General features: G+C 66.8%; 24 protein-coding genes. 6 read left to right on the forward strand and 18 right to left on the reverse strand.

What is annotated here, in order from left to right; all coding sequences use genetic code 11:
- Positions 1–22: 22 nt before the first annotated feature.
- The 8 genes from ACWPVA_RS10665 to ACWPVA_RS10700 all read right to left on the reverse strand — a co-directional run bounded on the left by ACWPVA_RS10665 (position 23) and on the right by ACWPVA_RS10700 (position 6,497).
- Positions 23–421, reverse strand: a complete 399-nt coding sequence (locus ACWPVA_RS10665; RefSeq protein ID WP_454287662.1) for a DUF3168 domain-containing protein — start codon at positions 419–421, stop codon at positions 23–25.
- Positions 422–623: 202 nt separating this feature from the next.
- Positions 624–959, reverse strand: a complete 336-nt coding sequence (locus ACWPVA_RS10670) for a phage head closure protein (RefSeq protein ID WP_454287663.1) — start codon at positions 957–959, stop codon at positions 624–626.
- 2 nt (positions 960–961) lie between these two features.
- A complete protein-coding gene (locus ACWPVA_RS10675; protein WP_454287664.1) occupies positions 962–1,531 on the reverse strand; it encodes a head-tail connector protein in 570 nt (189 codons plus the stop codon).
- 389 nt (positions 1,532–1,920) lie between these two features.
- On the reverse strand, positions 1,921–3,207 hold the full coding sequence (locus tag ACWPVA_RS10680) for a phage major capsid protein (RefSeq protein WP_454287665.1): 1,287 nt from the start codon (positions 3,205–3,207) through the stop codon (positions 1,921–1,923).
- A 3-nt stretch (positions 3,208–3,210) separates the two neighbouring features.
- Positions 3,211–3,786 carry an HK97 family phage prohead protease gene (locus tag ACWPVA_RS10685; RefSeq protein WP_454287666.1) on the reverse strand — a complete coding sequence of 192 codons (576 nt, stop codon included), beginning with the start codon at positions 3,784–3,786 and terminating at the stop codon, positions 3,211–3,213.
- Between the two features lie 68 nt (positions 3,787–3,854).
- Positions 3,855–4,175 (reverse strand): DUF6107 family protein, encoded by a 321-nt coding sequence (locus ACWPVA_RS10690; RefSeq protein ID WP_454287667.1) that lies wholly within the window; start codon positions 4,173–4,175, stop codon positions 3,855–3,857.
- A 370-nt stretch (positions 4,176–4,545) separates the two neighbouring features.
- Entirely contained in the window at positions 4,546–5,718 is a 1,173-nt protein-coding gene (locus tag ACWPVA_RS10695) for a phage portal protein (protein ID WP_454287668.1), read from the reverse strand.
- Between the two features lie 170 nt (positions 5,719–5,888).
- Positions 5,889–6,497 (reverse strand): glycoside hydrolase family 19 protein, encoded by a 609-nt coding sequence (locus ACWPVA_RS10700; RefSeq protein ID WP_454287669.1) that lies wholly within the window; start codon positions 6,495–6,497, stop codon positions 5,889–5,891.
- 240 nt (positions 6,498–6,737) lie between these two features.
- Here ACWPVA_RS10700 and ACWPVA_RS10705 point away from each other — a divergent pair, with 240 nt between their 5' ends.
- Positions 6,738–6,887 (forward strand): hypothetical protein, encoded by a 150-nt coding sequence (locus ACWPVA_RS10705; RefSeq protein ID WP_454287670.1) that lies wholly within the window; start codon positions 6,738–6,740, stop codon positions 6,885–6,887.
- Positions 6,888–6,974: 87 nt separating this feature from the next.
- Here ACWPVA_RS10705 and ACWPVA_RS10710 read toward each other — a convergent pair whose 3' ends face one another.
- From ACWPVA_RS10710 to ACWPVA_RS10740, 7 genes are all read right to left on the reverse strand, one after another.
- Entirely contained in the window at positions 6,975–8,306 is a 1,332-nt protein-coding gene (locus ACWPVA_RS10710; RefSeq protein WP_454289569.1) for a DNA-packaging protein, read from the reverse strand.
- Positions 8,307–8,535: 229 nt separating this feature from the next.
- Entirely contained in the window at positions 8,536–9,099 is a 564-nt protein-coding gene (locus tag ACWPVA_RS10715) for a hypothetical protein (RefSeq protein ID WP_454287671.1), read from the reverse strand.
- Between the two features lie 450 nt (positions 9,100–9,549).
- The gene (locus ACWPVA_RS10720; RefSeq protein WP_454287672.1) at positions 9,550–9,900 is read right to left on the reverse strand and encodes a hypothetical protein; all 351 of its coding nucleotides are present in this window, start codon (positions 9,898–9,900) and stop codon (positions 9,550–9,552) included.
- 155 nt (positions 9,901–10,055) lie between these two features.
- Positions 10,056–10,406 (reverse strand): carboxymuconolactone decarboxylase family protein, encoded by a 351-nt coding sequence (locus ACWPVA_RS10725; protein WP_454287673.1) that lies wholly within the window; start codon positions 10,404–10,406, stop codon positions 10,056–10,058.
- Between the two features lie 229 nt (positions 10,407–10,635).
- Entirely contained in the window at positions 10,636–10,836 is a 201-nt protein-coding gene (locus tag ACWPVA_RS10730) for a heavy-metal-associated domain-containing protein (RefSeq protein ID WP_454287674.1), read from the reverse strand.
- Positions 10,837–10,930: 94 nt separating this feature from the next.
- Entirely contained in the window at positions 10,931–11,383 is a 453-nt protein-coding gene (gene cueR, locus ACWPVA_RS10735) for a Cu(I)-responsive transcriptional regulator (protein WP_454287675.1), read from the reverse strand.
- Between the two features lie 14 nt (positions 11,384–11,397).
- Positions 11,398–13,905, reverse strand: coding sequence for a heavy metal translocating P-type ATPase (locus ACWPVA_RS10740; protein ID WP_454287676.1), 2,508 nt, complete (start codon positions 13,903–13,905; stop codon positions 11,398–11,400).
- Between the two features lie 313 nt (positions 13,906–14,218).
- Here ACWPVA_RS10740 and ACWPVA_RS10745 point away from each other — a divergent pair, with 313 nt between their 5' ends.
- Both ACWPVA_RS10745 and ACWPVA_RS10750 read left to right on the forward strand, forming a co-directional pair.
- A complete protein-coding gene (locus ACWPVA_RS10745) occupies positions 14,219–14,479 on the forward strand; it encodes a type II toxin-antitoxin system ParD family antitoxin (RefSeq protein WP_454287677.1) in 261 nt (86 codons plus the stop codon).
- A 2-nt stretch (positions 14,480–14,481) separates the two neighbouring features.
- Entirely contained in the window at positions 14,482–14,790 is a 309-nt protein-coding gene (locus ACWPVA_RS10750; RefSeq protein WP_454287678.1) for a type II toxin-antitoxin system RelE/ParE family toxin, read from the forward strand.
- A gap of 26 nt (positions 14,791–14,816) precedes the next feature.
- Here the strand turns inward: ACWPVA_RS10750 and ACWPVA_RS10755 are convergent, their stop codons facing one another.
- The 3 genes from ACWPVA_RS10755 to ACWPVA_RS10765 form a co-directional block, all read right to left on the reverse strand.
- Positions 14,817–16,742, reverse strand: coding sequence for an FAD-binding monooxygenase (locus ACWPVA_RS10755; RefSeq protein WP_454287679.1), 1,926 nt, complete (start codon positions 16,740–16,742; stop codon positions 14,817–14,819).
- 154 nt (positions 16,743–16,896) lie between these two features.
- Positions 16,897–17,532, reverse strand: a complete 636-nt coding sequence (locus tag ACWPVA_RS10760) for an NrsF family protein (RefSeq protein WP_454287680.1) — start codon at positions 17,530–17,532, stop codon at positions 16,897–16,899.
- Positions 17,529–18,083, reverse strand: a complete 555-nt coding sequence (locus tag ACWPVA_RS10765) for a sigma-70 family RNA polymerase sigma factor (protein ID WP_454289570.1) — start codon at positions 18,081–18,083, stop codon at positions 17,529–17,531. Before ACWPVA_RS10765 ends, ACWPVA_RS10760 begins: the two co-directional genes overlap by 4 nt.
- 227 nt (positions 18,084–18,310) lie before the next feature.
- Between ACWPVA_RS10765 and ACWPVA_RS10770 the strand changes: the two genes are divergently transcribed.
- The 3 genes from ACWPVA_RS10770 (at position 18,311) to bufB (ending at position 19,846) form a co-directional block, all read left to right on the forward strand.
- Positions 18,311–18,583 (forward strand): BufA1 family periplasmic bufferin-type metallophore, encoded by a 273-nt coding sequence (locus ACWPVA_RS10770; RefSeq protein ID WP_454287681.1) that lies wholly within the window; start codon positions 18,311–18,313, stop codon positions 18,581–18,583.
- A 42-nt stretch (positions 18,584–18,625) separates the two neighbouring features.
- Positions 18,626–18,916, forward strand: a complete 291-nt coding sequence (locus ACWPVA_RS10775) for a BufA1 family periplasmic bufferin-type metallophore (protein WP_454287682.1) — start codon at positions 18,626–18,628, stop codon at positions 18,914–18,916.
- A gap of 75 nt (positions 18,917–18,991) precedes the next feature.
- Entirely contained in the window at positions 18,992–19,846 is an 855-nt protein-coding gene (gene bufB / locus ACWPVA_RS10780; RefSeq protein ID WP_454287683.1) for an MNIO family bufferin maturase, read from the forward strand.
- The last annotated feature ends 1 nt before the right edge of the window (position 19,847 follow it).

Genomic DNA, 19,847 nt, shown 5'->3' on the forward strand with positions numbered 1-19,847 from the left:
AGTGTCTTGCCAGCGGCGACGCTCACTCCACCACCGCCCGAAACGCCATCTCGGCGACGATGAACCCCGTCTTCGCCTCGCGGCGGCTGACCGTCCGGCGATGCCGGAGGCTCACCAGCGTATGGGCAGCCAACGCCAGATCGGCGTCGTCCAGCAGACCCCGCACGGCATGGCCGATTGCTTCCGTCTCGCGCCGCCCCTCGGCCGACCAGGCCTCCAGCGTCAGCAGGATTTCAAAACCCGCCTCGCTGGCCGTCGAATAATCGCGGGCTTCGACCACCCCCAGCACCAGCGCCGGCAGGTCAAGCCCGCGCGCCCGCCGGTCGCGCAACCCGCCGCCGCCGATCAGCGCGGCGAGCCCGGCATCGCCTTCCAGCCGCGCCTGGATGGCGACCAGCAGTTCGTTCACCGCGCTGCTCATGGCTCGCCCTCGTTCCCGGTGCTGCCCCGACCGCCTAGCCCGTCCGACCGAGCACCGGCGCGTCCTTCGGCCAGGTCCCCGCCCGCCGCATCGCCGTCCGGACGCTGCCGCATCCGCCGTGCCAGCCCATCGGCCAGTGCGCGTCGCAGCGCCAGCTCCAGATCCTCGCCCGTCCGCGCCAGCGACGCCCGTATCGCCACCCTCATCGCCCTTCCTCCCGGCAGCGGCAGACGAGATAGCGCCCGGTCTCGTCCGGATCGCGGACGCTCTCGATGGCAAAGCGCCGCGTGCCCTTGGCGAGCCGCATCCCCGCCGCCACATCGGTGCGAAACCGGAGCCATATATGGTGAGAGACGATCACCCGTCCCGCGCCCGCGAGCTCCTCGACCTCGGCCGCCAACGACTCGATCCGCGCCCAGAGCTCGGCCACGGCCTCGAAGCCGACCACCGCCCCGCCCTGTCCGTCCGGGCTTTCCACCGGCCGCTCCAGCCTGAGCCTGGCCGTCAGTTGCCCCGGGTCGAAATCGATCAACCCCATGGTCAAAGCCCTCTTCGGCAATAAGGTGCGATCAGCCGCTCGTAGCCGGGCGGCATCGCCGCCGGCTGCGCCTCGATCGGGATCGCCCCACGGACGGAAAACATCGCCGCGACATGCGTCAGCATCGCCCGTTTCAGCGTGTCGGGTACATCCGCGCCGCTCGCACCAAAACCGGCGATGAAATCGATCTCGATGCCGTTCAGCACCCGTCCCGGTGCCGGCGGATCGCGCAGCCACAGCCGCGCCGGCCGCGCCTCGCCGTCGAGCAGATGGTCGGCGAGCGAAACGGCCGTGGCATTGCCCTCGCCGTCATAGACGGTCACGTTCGTCACTTCGCGCACCGGACCACAGCCGATGCGGATCACGCCGTCGCCCGGCCAGTCGTCGAGGCAGAGGCGAAACGGCCGGGCGATCAGCACACGCCCCGTCTCGCGCTCGATGTGCTCGCGGGCCACCGTGACGAGCTGCGCAATCAGTGCATCCTCGTCACTGCCGTCCACCCGCAGATGCGCCTTGGCCTCAACAAGCGTCACCGCCTCGGCCGCCGGCGGCGCCGTCGGAAATAGGGTCATGGTTTTCTCCTGGGTGGGTTGGAAAGAGCAGAAACGGTTCGGGCAATCTCTCCCCCATTGAGGGGGAGATGTCGGGCGCAGCCGACAGAGGGGGCGCCGCCCGCACCACACGTCCCCGCCCTCATCCTGAGGTGCCCCGCAGGGGCCTCGAAGGATCCGGAGCGGCCACGGCGGTGCCCCACATCCCTTCTCCCCGTTCACGGGGGTGAGGAATGCTGAGCGAAACGATCCAGTGAATCGTTTCGAATGACGAACGCCCTGAGCCCAAGCGAAGGGCCGGCAAAGGTGCCGGCAGGCGGATGAGGGGCAAGGGCTGGCCCCTTCGAGGGTCTCGCGGACGCTCTGCCACCTCAGGGTGAGGGACACCTGCGCCTCAAACCGAGCCCCGCTCAGCTCGCCGCGAACTTCACCAGCTTGATCGCCTCGAAGTTCTGCACCCCGCCGCCGACGCGCTTGGTGGTGTAGAACAGCACATAGGGCTTTGCCGAATAGGGATCGCGCAGCACCCGCACGCCCACCCGGTCGACCACCAGATAGCCCGAGCGGAAGTCGCCAAAGGCGATCGCGGTCGCATTGGGGGCGATCGCCGGCATGTCCTCGGCTTCCGCCACCGGAAAGCCGATCAGCGACGCGGCCTCGCCCGGCCTTGCCGGCGGCTGCCAGAGATAGTTGCCGTCGGCATCCTTGAACTTGCGGATCTCGCCTTGCGTCTTGCGGCTCATGACGAAGCTGGCATTCTGCCGGTGCCCGGCTTTCAGCGCATAGACCAGATCGACCAGCACGTCAGACGGCCCCGATGCGGCAAAGCCGCCCGCCACCCCGGTCGCCAGAGTGCCGATCTTGCCCCATTCCCAGGCACTGTCGGCCACCTGGTCATAGCTTAAGAACCCCTTCGGCTTGTTCACCCCGTCGCCGGAGACGAAAGCCGTGCCCTCCTGCTCGGCAAAGGCGATGTCCACTTCGCTCGCGATCCAGGCCTCGATGTCGACCGCCGCGTCGTCGAGCAGCGTCTGGCTTGCCGCCGGCATGGCGTAGAGTTCCATGGTCGGAAAGGAGAGTTCGGACAACTGGGCCGTCGCCGTCTGCGGCCGCGCCGCGGTCTCGGCCACCCAGCCGGCGGTCATGCCGGCCGGCGAGAACGGCTTCTTCAGCACCGAGCCCGAGACCTGCCGGACCGTCGACAGCGCCCGGATCGGCGAGACGACGGAGAGCCTGCGGCCGATCTCCGTGTCGGTCTCCGGCGGCACCAGATAGCCGCCGTCGGCCGGCGTTCCGGCGCTCATCGCCTTTGCCTCCAGCTCGCGAAGCCCCGCCTCGTCGCCGCGGCGGATATAGGCCTCGAAGGCCGCCTTGTGCTCGGCCACCTCCGGCCCGTCTGCCTCGCCGCCGCGGCCGAGCGGCGGGCGCATCTTCTTCAGCACCATCTCATCGAGCACCCGTCCCTGCTCGTCCATCGCCTTGTTGATCCGCTCCATCTTGTCGCGGGTCACCACGTCGGCGGTCAGCTTCTGCTCGATCTCGGCAAGCCTGCGGTCGTTGACGTCCTTGAACGCCTCGAAGGCGCCCATGAAGTCCTCGAAGGCCGCCGTCACGCTGTCGGGCACGGCCTTCATCTCGGGCGCCGGGCGGCCCTTGCCGCCGGCTTCGGTCTCAACTTCGATCCTTGCCTTGCTCATCTGTCATCCTTTCCTGAAGACATCCATGGCCATTGACCGCGCCGCCCGGCGCATGGCGCGGACGAGCTCGGTTTCCCTGTCGCGGAAAAACCGCGCATGCTTGACGTTCGAAACCCGTGCCGCCGGCAGCATCGGGAAGGTCACCACCGAGATCTCCCAGAGGTCGGCCTCGAGAATGCGGCGCACGCCGCTCGCCTTGTCGCTCCGCGAGCGCACGGTGCGAAAGCCGATCGACAGCCCGTCGAGCGCGCCCGACTTCATCAGCGCATGCACCTCGCGGGCCCGCGCCACGCCGGGCGATAGCTGCCCCTCGACATAGAGCCCGCGGGCGTCCTCGCGGATGACCCGCCAGGCGCCGATCGGCTCGGCCGGGTCATGCTGGAACAGCATGCGCACGCCCTTGGCGCCGCGCTTGGCAAGCGAGGCGGAAAACGCCCCCGGCGCGATCGCGTCGCGCCCGAGATCGACCTCGCCGAACAGGCTGGCATAGCCGCAGAACGACCCGTCGCCCTCCACTCCCTTCAATGTCAGGTTGACGAATTTTTCCGTCAGCGAGACAGGCCCGCGATAAGCGTGCATGGCATTCTCCTCGAGATGAATGATGTTTGATCGCGCGGGCGCGGCGCTTGGCGTTTCCGTAACACCCCTCACCCGCCCGGCCGCTGCCCGTAGCGGGCAAAGAGCCGCACCAGCAGCCCCAGTCCCCACCACGCGGAAAGGCTCGCTGCCGTCGCGCCGGCCAGCATGATTTCCGCTGGTGACAGTCCGGCCGCGACGTCGAGCTTTCGCACGATCCACAAGCCCGCCGGTCCGCCGAAGATCATGCCGCAGGTCACCCCGGTCAGAAAACGGATCGCCGCCTCGCGTCGTCCCTCAGGCAGGAGATAGACCAGCGAGATCGCCGAGCCGGCAATGGCGCCGATCACCCGCGCGCTCCACAGACCACCGTCATGGCTGAAGTCAGTCATTTGTTAATCTCCCACCGCTAAAATAAGAAAGATCTGAACGGCATTGGCTTGGCCACCGACCTGCTCACAGCGCCAGCCACCTGTCGGGGCAAACGCTCGTCCGCATCGGCAAAGCGCAGCGAAAGCCACCCGAAGCGGCTTCATGCAGTGCTTTAGGTGCGAGGCTTTTGCCGAGTTGATTGAATCACTTGCGCGCCGCTTTTCAGAGGTTGATTCAGGCGGGGGATAAGCCGCTTCAACGACTTCATCTTTTGATTCAGGTTGCGGTGCCGAGCGTCGCTGCCGACACGCTGCGCGCGCCGGCATCACCTCTCATCCTGTGGTGCTCTGAAGGTGCCTCGAAGGATTGGGCCAGTCCGGCGCCCTCCCCTCAATAGCCCACCGCCTGCCGCTTCTCCTCCTCGGTGAGGAAATCCGCCGCCCCGAGCCTGGCCCAGAGCGCGTCCCGCTCGGTGGCCAACCCCGCCACCTGGTCGAGGTCCGGCACCAGCCTGAGCGGCTCGCCGTAGAGCCCGGAAAGGAAGCCGGAGAAGCTCGCCGCGGTGCGTGAAACGAGCGGCAGGACGGTCAGCCGGTAGAACGCCCGGTTCGCCTCCTGGTAGTTGGCATAGGTGTTGTCGCCGGGAATGCCGAGCAGCATGGGCGGCACACCGAAGGCGAGCGCCACGTCGCGCGCCGCCCCGTTGCGCGCCTCGACGAAATCCATGTCCTTGGGCGACAGCCCCATGGATTTCCAGTCGAGCCCGCCCTCCAGAAGCAGCGGCCGCCCGGCCCGCATCGGACCGGAATAGCCATCATCGAGTTCTGTCTTCAGCCGCTCGTATTGGTCGGCCGAAAGATTGCCGCCCTCCTTCGGCTGGTAGACCAGCGCGCCCGACGGCCGGGCGGAATTGTCCAGGAGCGCCTTGTTCCAGCGCGCCGCCGCATTGTGCAGGTCGAGCGCAACCTGGGCCGCCGCCAGCGGCGGAAAGCCGAGATGGTCGTCAAGCGGATGAAAGAGCTTGAGGTGCAGCAGGCCCACGCCGGAGCCCTCGCCGGCGTTTGCCGCAATCCGCCGCCGGGCGGCGCCGGTGCGATAGTCATAGGCATCCGGCCAGCCATCGGCGCCGGCCACCACTGATACCCGGTCGGGCCTCAGCAGATGCAGTTCGGCCGGTCGGGTGCCGATCGTCAGCGGCTCGACATAGGCATTGCCGGACAGGAGCAGGTGGCCGTAGAGCGCCTCGAGGAAATCCGCGCCGCCCATGCGGGCGTTCGGCTGCGCCAGCAGCGAAAGCGCCGCGTGTCGGTCCAGTTCCTCCGTCTCGCGATAGGCCAGCCAGGGAATGGCGGCGGCGGCTTCCGCCACCAGCCGAACGGTTCGATGCGCCACCGGGTTCTTCATGAAACCCTCGCGCGACAGCGCCGCATAGGACCGCCCGGTCCACCGCGCCTCCCCCTCGCCCGCCACCAGCGACAGACCCTGCACGCCGACAGCCTTGTTTTCGGGCACGGCTCCTTGTTCCGGGGCGAAGGCCCACGGCAGTCGAAACGACAATTTCATCGTATTGATCCTGTTGTTTGCAGTCCGGCGCCGCTCAGAGGACGGCACGCAAGATGAGACGGCGCTTCCTCTCCCCTTGGGGAGAGGATACAAAATCGAGGGCTTAGCCGAAGGCTAAACCTCGGATTTTGTCGGTGAGGGGGCGTTTCTTCCCCCACGCCGCACCCGGCCTAATCCAGCGCCGCCAAAAAGGCCCGGCCATAGCCCGCCACCAGCGCTGCCCGGTCGCGGCCATTGACGATACGCCGCGCGCCCGTCCAGTCGGCGCCTGTTCGGTCAAAGACATCGGCAAGTTTGACCCCGCTGAACAGCCCGTCGCGCATGCCGACAACGAGGATTTTCACCGCCGCGTCGAGCATCATGGCCCGGCCCGGGTCGCCAACGAGATCGATCCCGGTCGCCTCGGAAAGACGCTCGTAGTTGCGCCTGTGGGTGATCTGCACCAGACCGCGCCCGAACCAGCTTTTCCCCTCCGCGTCCGGCCGCCAATAGGGCCGGCGCACCTGAGGCAGGAGGCCCGCCGCATAGGCTCTGTCGAGGCGCGCGACAGCCACCGTGTCGGAACCAGCAAAGGTCTCGCGCACCGGCTGCATGCGTCCGCCGGTCTCATGAAAGGCGGTCGCCAGACAATAGGCGAGCCGGCGCGGATCGTCGCCGTCGCCAAGCTCGCGCCATCCGGCGGCAAGCGCCGCCATGCCGGCGACCTGCGCCGTCGTCAGGCGTCCACCGAACAGACCGGGGCGCACCGCCTTGAAGAATCGCCGCTCGTCGAATGTCATCGTGCTCTCCCTGGTCGAAGACCTGTTTTTCGCCCCGCCACGGCCTTTCCATAAGCCGAGACACGCCGCTTCGCCGCGGCGGTTAACCACGGCCGAGATTTTCCTGTTCGATCTAATCGTTTGAAGTGATTTCAATCGTTTAGAGGGACCTGCGGCCTTCTTTACAAAAATTTAACACTGTGGAACTTTCCGCCGCATTCGAAGTTTGATCACCCACACGCCCCCGTGAGGAGTAGACCGATGCAAGTAAACAGCACGCAGCAGCAGCCTAAGGCCTCCGTCGCCACCATTCCGGCCCATGTTCTGGAGCGCCTCGAGAACGAGTGGCGCCAGATGCGTCCGGTCAACGCCCAGCCGACGGCCAACGCCCAACCGACCAACGCCAAGTAGGCTTCATCTTGCAGCCCTGATCGAGCCGGCGTCCCATCGGGCGCCGGTTTCTTTTTGCGGTTGCTTCTCTCCCATTGGGGAGGAAAGTCACACTCCCCGGATGCGCGGCTCGCCCGTCCCTTCCAGCATCAGCGCGGTCAGCGCCCAGACCAGCGCGTCCAGCCGGTCCGGCGAGCGGCCGCCCGACAGCCCGTCCGGCCCGAAGTCGCACATCTGGTCTTCCAGTTCGACGAAACGTCCCGCATGCACCACCCGGCCCTGCTCGTAGAGCGCCGCCACCGGCTCGGCGCGCAGGTACTTGCCGCGCGTCGCCCGGACCATGGTGACCGGCAGGTTGGCCTCCACGCTCTTCAGCATGACCGCCACCATGTCGCCGCCCTGGTTGACCTCCGCCACCACCCGGTCCGCCTCGAACCGGCGATAGGCGCCCGCCACCGCACGGGCCCAGTCAGCCGGGCTCCTGCCTGCAACCGAGCAGTCGGCCAGCACCGCGGCGCGACCGCTTTCCGTCACGCCGGCAACGACAATGCCGCAGACGGAAGCCGGTCCGCTTCCGGCCGGCGGATCGACCGCGACGACGATCCGCCGCAAGGGCTCGACCAGCCGCACCGTCAGTGCTTCCAGCCGGTCGCGCTTCCACAGGCCGTCCTCGCGGTCCTCGATCAATTCGCCGCCCAGTTCCTGGCGCCCGAGCCGCGTGCCGCCATAGCGTCGCTCCAGCGCGGTGATGAAACCGGGCGCCAGATGGGCGGCATTGTCGGCGGTCGAAAGCCGCGTCACCACCGTTTCCGCATCGCCGATCAGCCGCTTCAGCAGCGGCACGGCGCGGGGCGTGGTGGTCACCAGCTGGCGCGGCTGATGGCCCAGCCGAAGGCCGAACTGCAGCATGTCGAAGGTTTCCTCGGCATGTTTCCACTTGGCCAGTTCGTCGCACCAGGCATAATGAAACTGCGGCCCGCGCAGGCTTTCCGGGTCCTCCGAGGAGAAGATCTGGGCGATCGCCCCGTTCGGCCAGACGATCCGCCGCCGGGTGATTTCCACCTCCGGCCGCATGCGTCGCGCGATCCTTGCAATGCCCGAGGCCCCGTCGATCATCACCTCCCGGGCATCGCCCAGCGTCTCGGCGACGAGTGCGATCCGCAGATCGGTGCGGGCGCCGGCGGAAAGCGCCAGCCCGTGCACCCATTCGGCCCCGGCCCGCGTCTTGCCCGATCCGCGCCCGCCCATCACCAGCCAGGTCGACCAGTCGCCCGTGGGAGGCCTTTGTTCCTCGCGGCCGGTGATCGCCCAGCTGCGCCCGCTCCGTCGGCTGGCCAGAAGACCGCGTTCGGCGACCAGCGCGGCAAGGCCTCTCGCCAGTGCTGCGGAAGCCGGATCGGCCGTGTCCGATGCCTCGGCGATCGGCGGCTCCAACTGCATGTCGCCCGCCGCGATCGGCCGTTCGGCATCAGCCGCGGCAGCCACCACAGCCGGACCATCGGGCGCGGCCGCCACGGTCCCGTCAAGGCCGGCACTGACCGCGCCGATCAACTCGCTCCCGCGAGCAAGCGCATCGCCCGCGACATCGGCCAGCAGGGTGTGCATGCCGTCCCCGAGCCCACCGAAAGCCCGGCGGGCCTGTCTGCCCCGGCGCACGACGATCTTTGCCTCAGCCGCTTCCCGCATCAGGCGTCGATGCCGGCTCGATTGCCCCACCGATCCCCGCGGCGGCGGACCCTTCGACGGCGTTTTGCCAGGCGGCAAGCCGGGCTTTCGCCCGGGCTTCGGCCTGGGTTTCGATGATGCGGAGCAGTTCCGCCGTGATCGCCTCTTCATCCTCGCCCTCGCCGCTTGCCAAGGCCGCGTCCTCGCGGTCGCGCGCCAGCTGGCGCTGCAGGCTGTCGATCTTTTCCAGTGTGCGCACGATCAGCGCGATCGCGTCGGTCGCCGCCTTGGCGTCCGTGCGCGCCGCCTTGGCCACCGCCTCGTCGGCGCCGTCGATCAGCCGCTCGGCCGTGGCGCGCAGCTTGCGAAACAGTTCGAACTGGTCGCGCATCTCCTGCGTCAGGTCGTCGAGCAGCGCCGCCAGCCGATCGAGCGGCGACAGCGCATCGGTGGATTTCACCTCCAGCGCCGCCGCATCCGCCGCGCCTACGCTCTCCGGGCCACGCCACCCGTTCGCGCCCGGCGCAAGGCCCAACAGCCCGAGCACAATGTCTTGCCCGTCATCCATGATATTCTCCTCGTGTCGAGGGGTGCGGCATCGTCTCTCCGCTGGAGGGAGAGACAGCAAAATCGAGGGCTTGGCCGACAGGCCAAACCTCAGATGCTGCCAGTGACGGGGTCCCCGAGGGACGCAGCCGGCATATCCATCATCGTTCCGAAGCGCCCGCACCCTGAGGTGCCCGGCCCCGCCGGGCCTCGAAGGGTCCAGCCCGCACCCAACAAAAAAGGCCCGGTTCCCCGAGCCTTCGCCAAATCCCTTGCGCCGGTCCTGCCTGCCGAGGCATCCGCCCCGGCCGCAATTTTCCGACTATGCCTGAACCCTATCAAACGACCGTCACGCCGTCAAGGTATTTATTCCTATTTCAGTGAATTTTTTCCTTGGTCCGCTGCACCGTTCCCCGGCGCCCCGGCGCCCCGGCAAGGCTACCCGAGGGGTCGCCCCCCGCAGCCTGCACCTTTACTGGACAATCAGCGATTCTGTCTTGCGCACCTTCAAGCCCATGGAAAGCCTGGAGCAGATCGGCAGGGTCTCGCCTTCCAGCACCGCGACGATCGAGCGGCCGGCCTTGGGGTCGCAGAACAGTTCGACCACCCCGTCGGGAAGGCATTGGATCACCCGTTCGCGGCCGTCGGTGGTGCGGCGGATGAAGAAATCGCGACGGCGCTTGAAGTCCGGCGTGGTGTCGGAAAAGACCTTCTCGCATTCCTGGAAGGAGCTTGCCGCCTTTTCATAGTAGGTCGGCTCGCCGGCAAGGGCCAGCGCCGGAAGGCCAAGAAGGCCAAGCGAAATCAGGATCATGCGGCGCATCGGAGCAACTCCATGGGATTCGTCGGATCTCACACTAGCGCCCGCGGCCCTGCCGCGAAACCGCCAAATCCGGTCCTATCGAAGGCCACGGTCATGGCAGTATCTCTCCCCTTGTGCGGGGAGAGCGCTCGAAGCCCAGACAGAAAATGCCGCCCCTATTCCGCCGCCCCGCCATACTGTTCCCAGGCGGCCATGGCGTCGCCGGCATACATGAGCGACGGGCCGCCACCCATGTAGACCGCCATGCCGAGCGTTTCCTCGAATTCGGCGCGGGTGCAGCCGAGCTTGACCAGCGCCTCGGTATGGAAGCCGATGCAGCCGTCGCAACGGGTGGAAATGGCAATGCCGAGCGCCACCAGTTCCTTGGTCTTCTTGTCGAGCGCCCCATCCTTGCCGGCCGCCTGCGCCATGGCCGAGAAGCCGGCCATCACGTCGGGAATATCCTTGCGCAAGGTCCTGATACCGCTGGAGATCTGCTTGGTGATGTCGTGATAGTTCTTGGACACGGGGGACGCCCTTTCGGTTCGAACACATATGCCCCCATGTATGTACGACACTCCGTAGATACACAAGAACTGCGGCGACAATAATTGCCGGCGCGACAATCCACCCCAACCGGGAGTCACCGACAAAAGCGGCCGGAGTCTCCTCCGTGTCCCAGTGTGCCCATACAAAAACGGCGGCCGGGGATCGCTCCCCGGCCGCCGGCCCCTTACCCCCCAGGGCCCCACGCCGTCAGGCGCTTTTCCGGACCGGCGTATAGCCGGCCTCGCGTATCGCTTCCTCGGCTTTCACCACATCGCCCTCGACCGCCACTTCGTGGGCCTTGAGGTCGATCGTCACCGCCGCGCCCGGCAGCGCTTCATCGAGCGCCTTGGTGATTGCCTTCTCGCAATGGCCGCAGGTCATGTCCTCGACCTGAAACAGATGTGTCACGCGCATTCCTTGTCCTTTCCTGGCAGTTCCTCGCATCGCCCCTTCATGCACCTTTCCATGGTGGGAAGGTCAAGGAGAAAAACGCGTGGCCCGCTCAAGCCCGGCCCGCCAGTCGCGTAACGTTGCCGCGCGGCGAGGGCTGCGGCTCCCGCGCCGTCTTGCCGCCGGAGAGATCGGCCAGGATCGGACAATTCGGCCGCTCGTCGCCGTGGCAGCAGTCGGCCAGTTCCTTCAGCGTCGCCACCATGGCCTGCAGGCCGGCGATCTTCTCCTCCAGCTCGCCGATATGGTCGAGCGCCAGTTTCTTCACCTCGGCGCTCGTGCGATCCCTGTCGGCCCAGAGCGTCAGGAGTTGCTCGGTCTCCTCGAGCGAGAAGCCGAGCGAACGGGAGCGCCGGACGAAACGCAGCCGGTGCACCTCGTCCTCGCCATAGACGCGGTAATTGCTGGCCGTGCGGTGCGCCGGGCGCACCAGGCCGATCTCCTCGTAATAGCGGATCATCTTCGCTGAAACGCCCGAGGCCTCCGATGCCTCTCCGATATTCATGCCTTCGATCCTTGTTACCTTTGGCCACTTGCAAGATCGGTCACCCGCGCCCGCTTCAGCCGCAGCGCATTGGTCACGACGAAAACGCTCGAAAGGCCCATGGCGCCCGCCCCGATCATCGGCGACAGCAGTATGCCGAAATTCGGGTAAAGGATGCCCGCCGCCACCGGTATCAGCAAGACGTTGTAGCCAAACGCCCAAAAAAGGTTCTGGCCGATATTGCGGATCACCGCGCGACTGAGCTCGATCGCATGCAGTGCCGAACCGAGATCGCCGCCGACCAGCACCACGTCGGCGCTTTCAATCGCAACGTCGGTGCCGGTGCCGATGGCAATGCCGGTATCGGCGCTGGCGAGCGCCGGCGCGTCATTGATGCCGTCGCCGATGAAGGCCACCTTGCGGCCCTTGGCTTTCAGGTCGTTGATCACCGCGACCTTGCCGTCCGGAAGCACCTCGGCCACCACCTCGTCAATGCCGGTCGCCCGGCCGATCGCCTCCGCCGTCGCGCGGTTGTCGCCCGTCACCATGACCACCGAAAGGCCCAAGTCCTTCAAGGCCTTGATCGCCGCGATGCTGGTCTCCTTCAGCGGATCGGAGACGGCGAGCGCGGCGGCGAGTTTTCCGTCAATCGCCACGTAGAGCGGCGTCTTGCCCTCGCCCGCCAGCCGCCCCGCCACCGTGGCAAAAGGCGAAACGTCGAGCCCGAGCTTGACCATGTAGCGGTCCGCGCCGGCCGCGACCGTGCGGCCAGAGACCTTGCCGGTGATGCCGTAGCCGGCCACCGCCTCGACACCGTCCGCCGTCGCAATGGAAAGCCCGCGCGCCTCGGCATGCCTGACGATCGCCTCGCCGACCGGATGCTCCGAACGGGCCTCCAGCCCTGCGGCAAGCGCCAGCACCTCGGCCTCGGCAAAGCCGTCGGCCACCGCGACATCGGTCAGTTCCGGCCGGCCCTTGGTGATCGTGCCGGTCTTGTCCATCACCACAGTATCGACGTCGCGCAGCGTCTGCAGCGCCTCGCCCTTGCGGAACAGCACGCCGAGCTCGGCGGCCCTGCCCGTGCCGACCATGATCGAGGTCGGCGTCGCAAGTCCCATGGCGCAGGGGCAGGCGATGATCAGCACGGCCACCGCCGCGACCAGACCATAGGTATAGGCCGGCTCCGGCCCGACGTAGAGCCAGACGAGGAAAGTCACGGCGGCGATCGCCATGACCGCCGGCACGAACCAGGCCGTCACCTTGTCGACCATCATCTGGATCGGCAGCTTGGCGCCTTGCGCCTCGCCGACCATGCGGATGATCTGCGAGAGCATCATGTCGGCGCCGACCTTGTCGGCCCTGAAGCGGAACGAACCCTTGCCGTTGATCGTGCCGCCGATGACGATGGCGCCTTCTCGCTTATCGACCGGCAGCGGCTCGCCGGAAATCATCGCCTCATCGACATGCGAGGCCCCGTCGATCACGGTTCCGTCGACTGGAATGCGCTCGCCCGGACGGATCACCACCACATCCCCGACCACCACGTCGGAGGCGGCAATGTCCAGTGTGGCACCGTCGCGCTCGACGCGGGCCGTCTTGGCCTGCAGCCCGGCCAGCTTCTTGATCGCCGCCCCGGTGCGCCCCTTGGCGCGGGCCTCGAGCAGCCGCCCGAGCAGGATCAGCGTGACGATGACGGTCGCGGCTTCATAATAGACATAGCGCGCCTCGGCCGGCAGCACGGCCGGCGCAAAGGTCGTCACCAGCGAATAGAGATAGGCCGCCCCGGTGCCGATCGCCACCAGCGAGTTCATGTCCGGCCCGCCACGCAAGAGCGCCGGCACGCCCTTGACTAAGAAGCGCCGGCCGGGACCGGCAAGCACCGCGGTCGCCAGAGCGAACTGGATGTAATTCAACAGATTGCCGGGGAAGAGGTCCATCAGCGTGTGATGCAGCGGCGGATAGAGATGGCTGCCCATTTCCATGACGAAAAGCGGCAGCGTCAGAACCAGCGCGATCCAGAAATCGCGCGTCAGCCGGCCGATCTCGCGTTCCTTGGCCTCTTCATGGGCGTCCGTCTCGCCGGTCTCCGCCTGAAGCTTCGCCTTGTAGCCGGCCTTCTCGACCGCCTTGACCATGGCCGGCACGGCAGCCTTGCCGCCCAGCACCGTCACCACCGCCTTGGCGGTCGCGAGATTGACCGAAGCCGTCTCGACCGCCGGCACGCTTTTGAGCGCCTTTTCCACCCGCGACACGCAGGAGGCACAGGTCATCTCCTCTATATCGAGGATCACCGTCTCGGCCCTCGCCTCGTATCCGGCATCCTTCACCGCCTTGACCAGCGCTTGCGCCGAAAAGCCCGGCCCCGGCGTCACCGACAGCGTCTCGGTGGCGAAATTGACCGCGCTCGTCTCGACGCCCGGCACCTTGGCCGCGGCCTTCTCCACCCGCTTGACGCAGGAGGCACAGGTCATGCCCTCGACCGGCAGGGTGATCGGCTGGAGCGCCGGGATTTGCGGCGGATTGATCTTTACCTGTTCGTTCATTTCATCACCTCTTGGCCGTGCCCCGGGCCTTGCGCCTGAATATAGGTCGCAAGAGCTGCCAAGGCACGGAAAACCACGCTTCCTTCTCGCCCGCGACCCATCCGGCCCCGGCGACTTGACCCTAGATGCACCTTCCCATCATGGGAGGGTCAAGGGGTGTGGAGGTGATTTTGTTGGATATTGCCTCCAAGCTCGGTCTGGCCGAGTGGATGGCCAGCATTGGGCGCCGTGTGCCACGCGGAGTGCCGCAACCGCCCGCTCCGTTTGCCCGCGCTTGCCGTCCATGCTAGATTTTCGCTCGGAGGTACCGTCCATGGTCGGCAATGTTCATCTCGAAAAGAAGCTCGAAAACTATGTCGAGGAGCTTGTGCGTACGGGGCGCTACACGTCGCGCGAGGAGGTGCTGAGCGAAGGCGTTCGCCTTGTCGAACGGCGCGAGCAGCAAAGGGCGGCCGTTGACCGAGCGCTGGAAGCCGCGATCGCCGATGCCGAAGCTGGTCGCGTTCATGACGCTGACAGCGCCTTCACCGCCTTGCGCCAGCGTTACCAGGTCCTGCAAGCCAAAAAGGACTGACGATGAAGGTCGTCATCACCCAGGCGGCCTATGCAGACCTCATAGAAATCGGCGACTACATCGCTCGGGACAACCCGACACGGGCCATCACCTTCGTCGACGAGCTGGAACAACGCTGTCGGTTGATCCGCGACCATCCGGAGGCCGCACCATTGCTCCGCGAACACCGCGATAAGGCCATTCGCCGAACCGTGTATGGCCGTTACTGCATTTTCTACCGGATCAGGACCGACATGATCGAAATCCTGCACGTGCTCAACGCCGCCCGGGATATCGACCGACTGCTCCTCGATATCCCCGAGGAACCTTGACAGGCCCCCCCTTTGCCTGACCCGCCTCACCCCTGCTTCGCCATGAACCCATCGAAATAGCCGGCAAGCTCTTCAAATCCGTCGAGCGGTAAAACATGCGCCACATACTGGTCCGGCCGGACCACGACCACGCAGCCCTTGTCGCGGTCGATGCCGCGCAGGTCGAAGATGTCGGGGCCGGTCTTCAGGTCGGGGCAGAACATCTTTTCGTAGTCGGTGAGGCCGTAGCGTCCCTTGGCCGGCTTCAGGAGCGCCGGCATGGCGTCGAGCGACAGATCGCGATGGTCCTGCTGGAAGATGGCGCGCAGGTCGATGACCTGGTCGATGTCGGCGCCGGCAGGCGTGTAGCGGCAGATCGGCGAGCGGTCGGAGGTCTGAAGGAAATCGCAGAGCGCGCGGATCGCCGAGCCGGAGGTGGCCGGGTCCTTCCTTTCGGCGAAGGCGTAGAGCCGGAAGCGGCCGTCGGCCAGCCCGACATGGCCGAGATGGACGGGCCTTGCATCGGCGAGGCGAATGACCGGGGCGGAATGGAAGCGCATGCCGATCCCGAAGCCTTCGGCCAGGGACTGGTGGGTCGGCTCGCCCTGGATCGTCGACGGCTGGTAACGCGTCGCGGTGCCGGCGGTGAACCGGCCCTGCTTGATGAAATAGCGCTGGAATTCGGCCGGGTCGACGGCGTCGGCGCCGGCCCCTTCCGTGCCCTTGGGCGGGGCGGAGAACATCTTGGCGAATTCGCGGTCGAAGTCGATCAGTTCCCTGGCGATCGCCTGGCGCTCGCTCGTATAGGTATCAAGCAGTTCGGGGCCGCTACGGCCCTGAAGCACCGCCGCCAGTTTCCAGCCGAGATTGAAGGTATCCTGCATTGACACGTTCATGCCCTGCCCGGCCTTGGGGCTGTGGGTATGGCAGGCGTCGCCGGCGATGAAGACGCGCGGCTGTCGGATGCCCACCTCCGCCTCGGCCACGTCGTCGAAGCGGTCGGTCAGCCGCTGGCCGATCTCGTAGACTGACCACCAGGCGATCTCCTTCACGTCCAGCGTATAGGGATGAAGGATGCGCTGCGCCGCCGCCACCAACTGGTCGGCGGTGATGGCGCGGTTGGAGACGCGCTCGTCGGCCTTCAGCTTGTCGAGCTCGATATAGAGCCGCACCAGATAGCCGCCCTCGCGCGGGATGATGAGGATATTGCCCTCATTGGCCGAATGGATCGCGGCTTTCAGCCTGATGTCGGGGAAATCGGTGACGGCGAGCACGTCCATGACGCCCCAGGCCTGGTTGGCGGAATCGCCCTTCAACTCGCGGCCGATTGCCTTGCGCACGGCGCTTCTGGCGCCGTCGCAGCCGACCACATAGCGCGCCTTGACCGTCTCGACCTCGCCCTCATGGCCCGCATCGAGCCGTTCGAGCCGAACCGTCACCGGATGGCTGGCGGCGGCCGAAGGATCGACTGCCAGATCCACAAGGCGGCGTGCATAGTCCGGCTCCAGTCGGTGCGGCGCGTTGCGCATCACGTCGAGATAGAAATCGTGCACGCGGGCCTGGTTGAGGATGACGTGCGGGAATTCGGAGAGCCCGTCCTCGGTGTCCTGGATCCGGCCGTGGCGGACGATGGTCTTCAGGCCCTGGTCGTCCGGCTTCCAGAAGGTCGTCTCGTTGACGAAATAGGCTTCCCGCAACACCCGGTCGGCAAAGCCGAAGGCGTTGAACATTTCCATTGTCCGGCAGGCAATGCCGTCGGCCTGGCCAAGGGTGATGGGGCCGGCGCGCTGTTCGACGATGCGCACGCTGATGCCTGGGAAAGCGCAGAGCTGGGCGGCGAGCGTCAGCCCGGCCGGCCCGGTGCCGACGATCAGCACGTCGACCTCGCCAGCGGATGCGGCGTTGCCAGCGTTCGCCAGCGGCTCGGCGATCGCCGGATCGCCGGTGCGGAAACCGTCTTGATGAAACTGCATGATGTCTCTCCTCCCTCAAGGCCCGGCGGGCCAGCCTTTGCGATCTCCGCGGGTGTCGTGTCACGCGCGCGCGATCTACCCTCCCGGCGGATCGACTAATTACGTAGTATACTTCTTACTTTGATCTGTCAATCTTCCGGATCGCCGTACACCCTTACCAGCGCAGGAGGCGGCGGCCGATACCATAGCCGGTGGCGATGACCAGCATGATCGCCAGCGTATACCAGGCGGCGCCGAAAAGCGGGCTGTCGTCCGGGCAATGCCAGGCATAGAGCGCCGCCCCGATCGCGCCCGCGGCAAGACCGGCGGCGGCGCCCGCCAAGCCCGGATTCTCCGGCGCGCCATTGCGCAGCGCCGCGAGGAATGCGGCAAGCGGTGCTAGTGACAGCAGCGGAATGAAGAACAGGCAGAAGGCGGCGTTGCGGCCCATGAGCCTTGCCGCCCAAGCGTCCTGCGGCACGACCAGAAGCTCGACCCCGACCGCCACGACCATGAGCGCAAGCGGCAGGAGAAGCGCCACTGCCCAGGGCCTGAGCGGAACACCCGGCCGGCCGATGCGCGAAACGAGGCCGAAGGCCACGATGGCCAGCACGAGCGTCATGCCGATCTTGAAGGCGACGCGCACGGTCGCGATGGCGCTGGCGAGATCGTCGCGCAGGCCGACGGTGGCCAGCAGCAGCACTGCGGAGACGGCAAGGCCGGCCGCCAGCGCCAGCGTCAACATCCGCCCGAGGCACATGCGTACCGGCGCATCCTGCGATAACAGCCTGATCAACTCGTCGGTCTTCACGTCTCGCTCCGATACAGGGCGGCCAGGGATTTCAACGCCCGGTGCAGCGCCACCCGCACCGCACCTTCGCTCATCTTCAATCGCGCCGCCGTCTCGCCGACACCCGCCCCGTTGAGCGAGATGGAGCGGACGATGTCGCGCTGCGGGTCCTTCAGCCGCGCCAGCAGCGTCTCGACGTCCATCCGGTCGGTCGCATCGGTGCGCTCGGCGGCCGCCAACGTTTCCATCACGTCCTCGATCGGCACGCTGACATGGCGGCCCCGGCGCCTCAGGCTGTCGATCAGCTTGTGGCGCACGATGGTCGAAAGCCACGGGCCGATCGGCCGGGCCGGGTCCCAGGTGCCGCGCTTCAGGTGCACGGCGATCAGCACTTCCTGCACGATGTCCTCGGCCTCGCCGGCGGGTGCGCCGAACTGTTCCAGGCGGCGCCGCGCCATGGTGCGCAGATGCGGCGTGACGGCGGACAGAAAACGCTCATAGGCCTGCGCGTCGCCATCCAGCGCACCGCGCATCCAGTCCGCCCACTCGCTTTCGCGCTTCGCCTGCCTCACATCACCCTCTACGTCGCCACACACGTTTTTGTTACCGGCACCGTGCGCCACGCCTGCAGTTCAAGCCAAACCACGGAAATGGTTCGGTATTTTATTCGACCTTCGACCGTCGCCCGGACCGGGAGGCGAAAAAACCGGCGAGAGGCGGCGTAACATTTCCCCGCCCCGACCCGTAGCTCCCGATGTCCAGGCCAATTCCGGCCTGCCACTCCAAGGGAGAACCCACCATGAAAAACAGTTTTGTCACTCTGGCGCTCGCCGGCTCGCTTGCAACCGCCCTTGCCTCCGTCGCCGTGCCCACTGCTGCCCAGGATGCCGCCAAGGAGAAGTGCTACGGCGTGGCCATGAAGGGCCAGAACGACTGCGCCGCCGGCGCGCATGACTGTGCCGGCAAGGCGACCATGGACTATGACAAGCAGTCCTTCAAGCTCGTGCCCGCCGGCACCTGCGCGACGATGATGGCACCGGACGGCAGCCACGGCTCGCTCACCCCGGCCTGATCCTGGTCGCGAACCGTCTCCATTATCATCAAAGGACAAGACATGACCAGAACCACCCATGCGCTCGCCGCCTCGCTCGCCACGGCCCTCACGCTTGCCGCCGCCCTGCCGGGCGTGGCTGTCGCCCAGGATGCCACCAAGGAGAAATGCTACGGCGTGGCACTCAAGGGCCAGAACGACTGCGCCGCCGGCCCCGGCACGACCTGCGCCGGCACCTCGAAGATCGACTACCAGAAGAATGCCTGGAAACTCGTGCCGGCCGGCAGCTGCATGACCATGATGACGCCGGACGGCGCGCACGGCACGCTGGAGCCCGGCCCGGCACCGGCCTGAGCGAGCCTCCAAAGGCGGCGGCGCGGAGCTTCGCGCCGCCACCCCTCCCTCCCCGTCTGCAATCGGAGAAGACCCATGAAACCCGCCAGCCTCCCGCCCCGCGCCGGCGTCGGCTTCAAGCCCGAGCATTTCCCAGCCATCGATCAGGCCCCGCAGCCGCTCGGCTTTTTCGAGGTGCATGCGGAAAACTACATGGGTGCCGGCGGCCCGCCGCATGCGAAGCTGTCGCGCCTCAGGCAGGACTATGCGCTCTCCATCCACGGCGTCGGCCTGTCGATCGGCGCCATGCAACCGCTCGACCGCGACCATCTCGCCCGGCTGAAAAGCCTGTGCGACCGCTACGAGCCGGAGAGCTTTTCCGAACATCTCGCCTGGTCCAGCCATGGCGAGGTGTTTCTGAACGACCTCTTGCCGCTGCCCTATACCGAGGCAACCCTTGCCCGCGTCGCCGAGCACATCGACACGGTGCAGCATGTGCTCAAACGGCAGATGCTCCTGGAAAATCCGGCGACCTATCTGACCTTCACCGAGAGCACGATCGAAGAGACCGATTTCCTCGCCGAACTGGTGCGCCTGACCGGCTGCGGCCTGCTGCTCGACGTCAACAATGTCTTCGTCGCCGCGACCAATCACAATCTCGACCCGCGCGCCTATCTCGCCCGCTTCCCCTTCGCCGCCGTGCGGGAAATCCACCTGAGCGGCCATTCGGAAACCATCGACGATGCCGGCGCGCGCCTCTTGATCGACAGCCATGACACGCCGGTCAAGGACCCTGTCTGGGCACTCTACGAAGAGGTGCTGGAGCGCACCGGGCCGGTCGCCAGCCTGATCGAATGGGACAATGACGTGCCGGACTGGCCGGAGCTGCTGGCCGAGGCGCAGGCGGCCAACGCCCTGCTCGACGCCCGCGCCCGCCGCCGGGCCGCGTGAG

The sequence above is a fragment of the Rhizobium arsenicireducens genome (genome assembly GCF_964021225.1).